The organism is Nitrospirota bacterium, from assembly GCA_016212215.1.
Lineage (GTDB): Bacteria > Nitrospirota > 9FT-COMBO-42-15 > HDB-SIOI813 > HDB-SIOI813 > JACRGV01.
Genome location: JACRGV010000095.1, coordinates 1 through 4,922 on the forward strand (window position 1 = coordinate 1; position 4,922 = coordinate 4,922).

General features: G+C 39.8%; 5 protein-coding genes. All 5 read left to right on the forward strand.

Going from position 1 to position 4,922, the window contains the following annotated elements; genetic code table 11:
- The coding region (locus HZA08_08795) for a cytochrome C (GenBank protein MBI5193521.1) at window positions 1-565 on the forward strand (565 nt) is incomplete at its 5' end.
- Window positions 566-661: 96 nt separating this feature from the next.
- Window positions 662-1,933 carry a cytochrome c biogenesis protein ResB gene (locus HZA08_08800; GenBank protein ID MBI5193522.1) on the forward strand — a complete coding sequence of 424 codons (1,272 nt, stop codon included), beginning with the start codon at window positions 662-664 and terminating at the stop codon, window positions 1,931-1,933.
- The gene (gene ccsA, locus HZA08_08805; GenBank protein MBI5193523.1) at window positions 1,926-2,759 is read left to right on the forward strand and encodes a cytochrome c biogenesis protein CcsA; all 834 of its coding nucleotides are present in this window, start codon (window positions 1,926-1,928) and stop codon (window positions 2,757-2,759) included. The genes HZA08_08800 and ccsA overlap by 8 nt, the downstream gene beginning before the upstream one ends.
- Before the next feature lie 45 nt (window positions 2,760-2,804).
- Window positions 2,805-3,290, forward strand: coding sequence for a hypothetical protein (locus tag HZA08_08810; GenBank protein ID MBI5193524.1), 486 nt, complete (start codon window positions 2,805-2,807; stop codon window positions 3,288-3,290).
- A 9-nt stretch (window positions 3,291-3,299) separates the two neighbouring features.
- Window positions 3,300-4,769, forward strand: coding sequence for a cobalamin B12-binding domain-containing protein (locus tag HZA08_08815; GenBank protein MBI5193525.1), 1,470 nt, complete (start codon window positions 3,300-3,302; stop codon window positions 4,767-4,769).
- Window positions 4,770-4,922 lie beyond the last annotated feature (153 nt).

Below are 4,922 nucleotides of genomic sequence, written 5' to 3' on the forward strand. Positions count from 1 at the left end.
AGTGGTGACATTGAACAGCCAGACAGGCTCCTACTCTCCAAAAGCATTGACATCCTCTCAGATGTCGTCGCCCTGGACAACAAATGTCGGCAATCAGACCATGTACTGTTCTGACTGTCATGGCACAGATGCTGAGGCCAGCACAGACCCGAAAGGCCCCCATGGGTCAAGCTATAAATATATGCTGAAGGGGACAGGTAAATACTGGCCTACAAAGAGCGATGGTTCAACTCTCTGGAGATTAAATACCACGGATGCGCAGAATACAGACCTTTTCTGCAAGAACTGCCATCCGATATACGATGGAAGCTGGAAAAACAATGCTCATTCCGGAATGGCAAGCAGGAACCCCTACTGTGTTAACTGTCATGTGGCAGTTCCACATGGATCAAAAAGGTCAAGGCTTATCGGATATAATTCTGATCCAGCACCATATGATTATAATAATAGTTATCTTGGAATAACAGGATTTAAAAAAGCCGGCAGCCCTACAGGCTATGCACAAAGTAACTGTTCCACAAACTGTGGCGGTCATGGTGGCTCTGTCTCAGGTGCTGACCCGTAGGATTAATGGGTATATGACTTTATAATTTTGTTGCTACGGATTCGTCAGAAAATAAAGAAATTTCTCATCTCTCCTATAACTGTTATCTCTTTACTCTTGATAACAATTATAGCCTGTCTGATTGGTGTTTTTATCCCTCAGATTGCAGACAAAAGCCCTTCATATTTTGAGGTGTGGAGACTGAGAAGTCCTTATATAGTTGCATTAATTGAGTTCTTACAGCTCAACCGGGTATATACCTCGTTGTGGTTCTTCATATTAATCTCTTTAGTACTCATAACACTGGGTTGCTCCATCTATCTTCAGGTTAAAAGGAATTTTAAAGATAAAGGCTCACAGTTCATAGTTCACGGTTCACAGTCTGTAGAAGAGCGAATAAAAAGTGTATTTAAAAGAAGAGGATACCGTTTAGTAAATAAAGGAGATAAAGGTGAAACAGGAGGTGAACAAGAGATAGTATTTGCAAAAAATTCCATTGGCAGATGGGGAAGCGTGGTGTTTCATTCGGGAATATTCCTTATTATCGTATCAGCCATTATGACTTTTTCATTCCAGAAGAGAGGGTTTGTACAGGTTATGGAGGGGGAGGTCTTTTCCGGGCGGGATGCAGATTTTCTTGTTAAAAATATGGGTCTTTTTGTTAGGACATTTGACTCGGGTTTTAAAACCCATCTTTCCAGATTTCACCATACTTATTGGGATGCGGGGGATATAAAATCACTCGAAAGCTCTCTTGTTATCGTCAGGAATAATAAAAGCACAAAGCATAACGTCTCTATAAACAGTCCTTTTAATATCGACGGTGTCAAGGTCTATCAGTCCTCTGATTATGGCTATGCCTTGCAGTTCTTACTTAAAAAGGCCAACAGTAAAGAGGTTATGACACATTTCCTCCTGGACAGGCCTGACAGCCTTGGAAAGCCAGCCATCGGCGGATCTGCTTTCCCGACCACGGAATATATATTTGATATGAAGTTTTATCCTGATATTACAAAGCCATCGTTCTATCCGTCAAAACCGATCCTCTATCTTTCTGTCGCTAAAAAAGGTACAGTGGTTTTTAAAGGACTTTTGATACCAGGACAGACTGTTAGAATCAAAGAGGACATCTTACAATTTGTAGCGATTAAAGACTGGAGCGGCCTGATATTTGCTACAGATATCGGGAAAAACCTAACATATCCAGGATTTATAATTACTATTACTGGAATGGTTATAATTTATTTCTTTCCTTATAAAACTATACGATTGACAAGACATGGGGATTCAATAATATCTATAAACGGTATAACAAAGAGATACCATGCAATATTTGAAGAAGAGGTAAATAACATAAGAACTGAGTTAGGAGTAAAGATGGATGGATAATCTATCAATATTGAAATACGAAGTTATCCTGCACTGGATAGCCGTAGGATGTTACATATTTGCAACCATCTTCTTTGCTTATAGTGTCTCTTTCCAGAAGAGAAGGGGTATTAAGCCTGCAATGGTGCTTACACTGATTGGGATATTGTTTCACTCTATAGCCCTTGGTGTGAGATGGAGGGTTGCGGGTCATGGCCCATATCTTATGAAATACGAAATACTTTCCTCCAATGCATGGGTGGTTATTCTAATGTTTCTGGTCGTTACCTGGAGATATACGAAACTGAGGCCAGCAGGCGTTGCTGTTGTACCTCTTAGCTTTCTGATGATGACCATCGGGTTATTTATGAACCCAGGAATAAAAGGACTGCCCCCATCTCTGAAAGGAATATGGCTTGTCATTCATGTGACATTCAATCACATGGCAGTAGGGGCGTTGATAATCGCACTCGGCGCATCAGTGTTATATATCTTGAAAGAGAAGAAGGGTGATACAGAGTTCTTCGGGAGGTTCCCATCGTTAGAGGTCCTTGATGCATACAGCTACAAGTTTGTTGGTTTTGGTTTTATATTCTGGAGTATCACCATTGTAGCAGGTGCAATATGGGCAGATCAGGCATGGGGAAGATACTGGGGATGGGACCCTGTAGAGACATGGTCACTTATAACATGGCTTTTATACGGACTTTATCTGCATTCAAGACGATTCCTTAAATGGAGGGGCAGAAAAGCAGCATGGGTGCTCGTGCTCTGTTTTATAGTGTCAATAATGAGTATTTATTTCATACCCTTTACTATACGGTCTTTGCATACGGCCTATTTTTAGTTGACATGATTAAAGGTGGATGAAGAATATTGAAGGAGTTGATAGATGAAAAGATTGATTAAAACTCTTCTTATAACATTTTTAATCATCTTCTCTAATTGCACTCAATTAGAGAAGGCAAAAGAGACTGCGATAATAAAAGATGTAGTTATGAGTTATAATAGAAAGCTTATTGATGCTGCAAAGACAGGCGATCTGGAGCTATTAAGAGATATAGCTTCAGAGGACGTTGTAAGAAGACTCTATTTCTGGATAGCTGCGTGGAGCGATTCTGGCGTATACATGGAGGCAGAGTTAAAGGATATTAAATATAAAAGTGTGGATATTTCAAGGCAAACAGCAAAGGTTTTGACCTTAGAGAAATGGGTATATGATTATAGAAGTATAAAAAACAATCAGATTGTGCTTCCACCGTCTCATCTTCTCTACGAGATGGAGTATGTTTTACAGAAAAATAAAGATAATAAGAATAACAACTGGATAATTACAGAAATAAATATAAAGTCAGAGACTCAAGAAGGCCAAAGGTAAAGAGCAGTAATGAAAAAGGTAATGTTAATAACACCCCCATACCACTCTGGTGTGGTTGAGTCAGCAGGGACATGGCTCAATCTGGGATTTGTTTATATAGCCAGTTCTTTGAGAGAGGCCGGATATGATGTTTATCTATATGATGCCATGTCTTATTTTCATGATTACACGGAAATCACTAAAAGAATAGAGACCCATAAACCTGATGTGGTTGCCACAACGGCAATCACAGCCTCGATAAATGATTGCCTTGAGATATGCAGGTTGTCAAAGGAGATTAATCCTGCAATAGTTACTATCATTGGAAATGTTCATCCTACATTCTGCTGGGAAGAAATCCTCAAGAAGCATCACAATAATGTGGATTACATCGTAAGAGGTGAGGGCGAGTTGACCCTTCCCGAACTCCTTGATTGTCATTTTTCTGGTGGAGATGCATTAAAGGTAAAGGGTATTGCATTATTGGCTGAAGACAGGGCTGTTGCTACCCCTTCGAGGGAATACATAGTGAACCTTGACGCCCTCCGCCCGGCATGGGATTTGGTCGACTGGGAAATTTATTCCTATAGACCAAAAGAGAATTCCATTCTTGCAATTGTCAGTTCTTCAAGGGGATGTAACCAGCAATGTAGCTTCTGTTCTCAGCAGCTTTTCTGGAGCCGCAAATGGAGGTCAAGGTCTCCTGAGAATTTTGTTTCAGAGATTGAATATCTTCATGAAACATACGGTGTTAATGTGGTTATGATGCCTGATGAGACTCCAACCTTTGATAGGATAAGATGGGAGAAGATACTTGACCTTCTTGTGAAGCGACGAATGGATGTAGAGCTTCTCATGGAGACACGGGTTGAGGATATCATAAGGGATCAGGATATCCTGTGGAAATATAAGGAGGCAGGTATCGCCCATATATATGTAGGGGTTGAATCTACCAGCCAGGAAACTCTCAATAGGTTTAAAAAAGACATAAAAGTTGAAGAATCAAGGTTAGCAATAAGCCTTATAAATAAGGAAGATATCATCTCTGAGACATCGTTTGTTCTCGGAATGCCAGAAGATACTAAAAAATCGATCAATACCACCGTTGAGCTTGCAAAATATTACAACCCGGACATGGCATTCTTTCTTGCTATTACTCCATGGCCATATGCAGAGATATATAGGGAGCTTGAGCCATACATTGAGATAAAAGATTACAGCAAATATAATCTGATAGAACCTATCGTCAAACCAGCAAGTATGACCATTAACGAGTTAAAGGATGAACTTAATAGGGCAACCCGACTGTTTTACATGGATAAATTTTTAAAACTCAACAAAATGAGTTCTTTTAAGCGTGATTATATGCTGGCAACGATGAGGCTTCTGATGGAACATTCGTGTATAGCACATCAAATGACAACGGTTAAAGATTCGATGCCAGAGGATATAAGACGCTATATTGAAAGGTTTGCAAAGACATTTTCACCTATTCCATAATTCTAACTGCTTCCTTCTACTTAAATTTCCAGAACATGACCGATGGCACTCTTCAACCTTTGTTCCTAAAATAGCCTCGTCCTGGCAGGTTTACACTATCACAGCATTCATAATTTCTTCACAAAAACTTTAAATTATATTCATAGTCTCCTG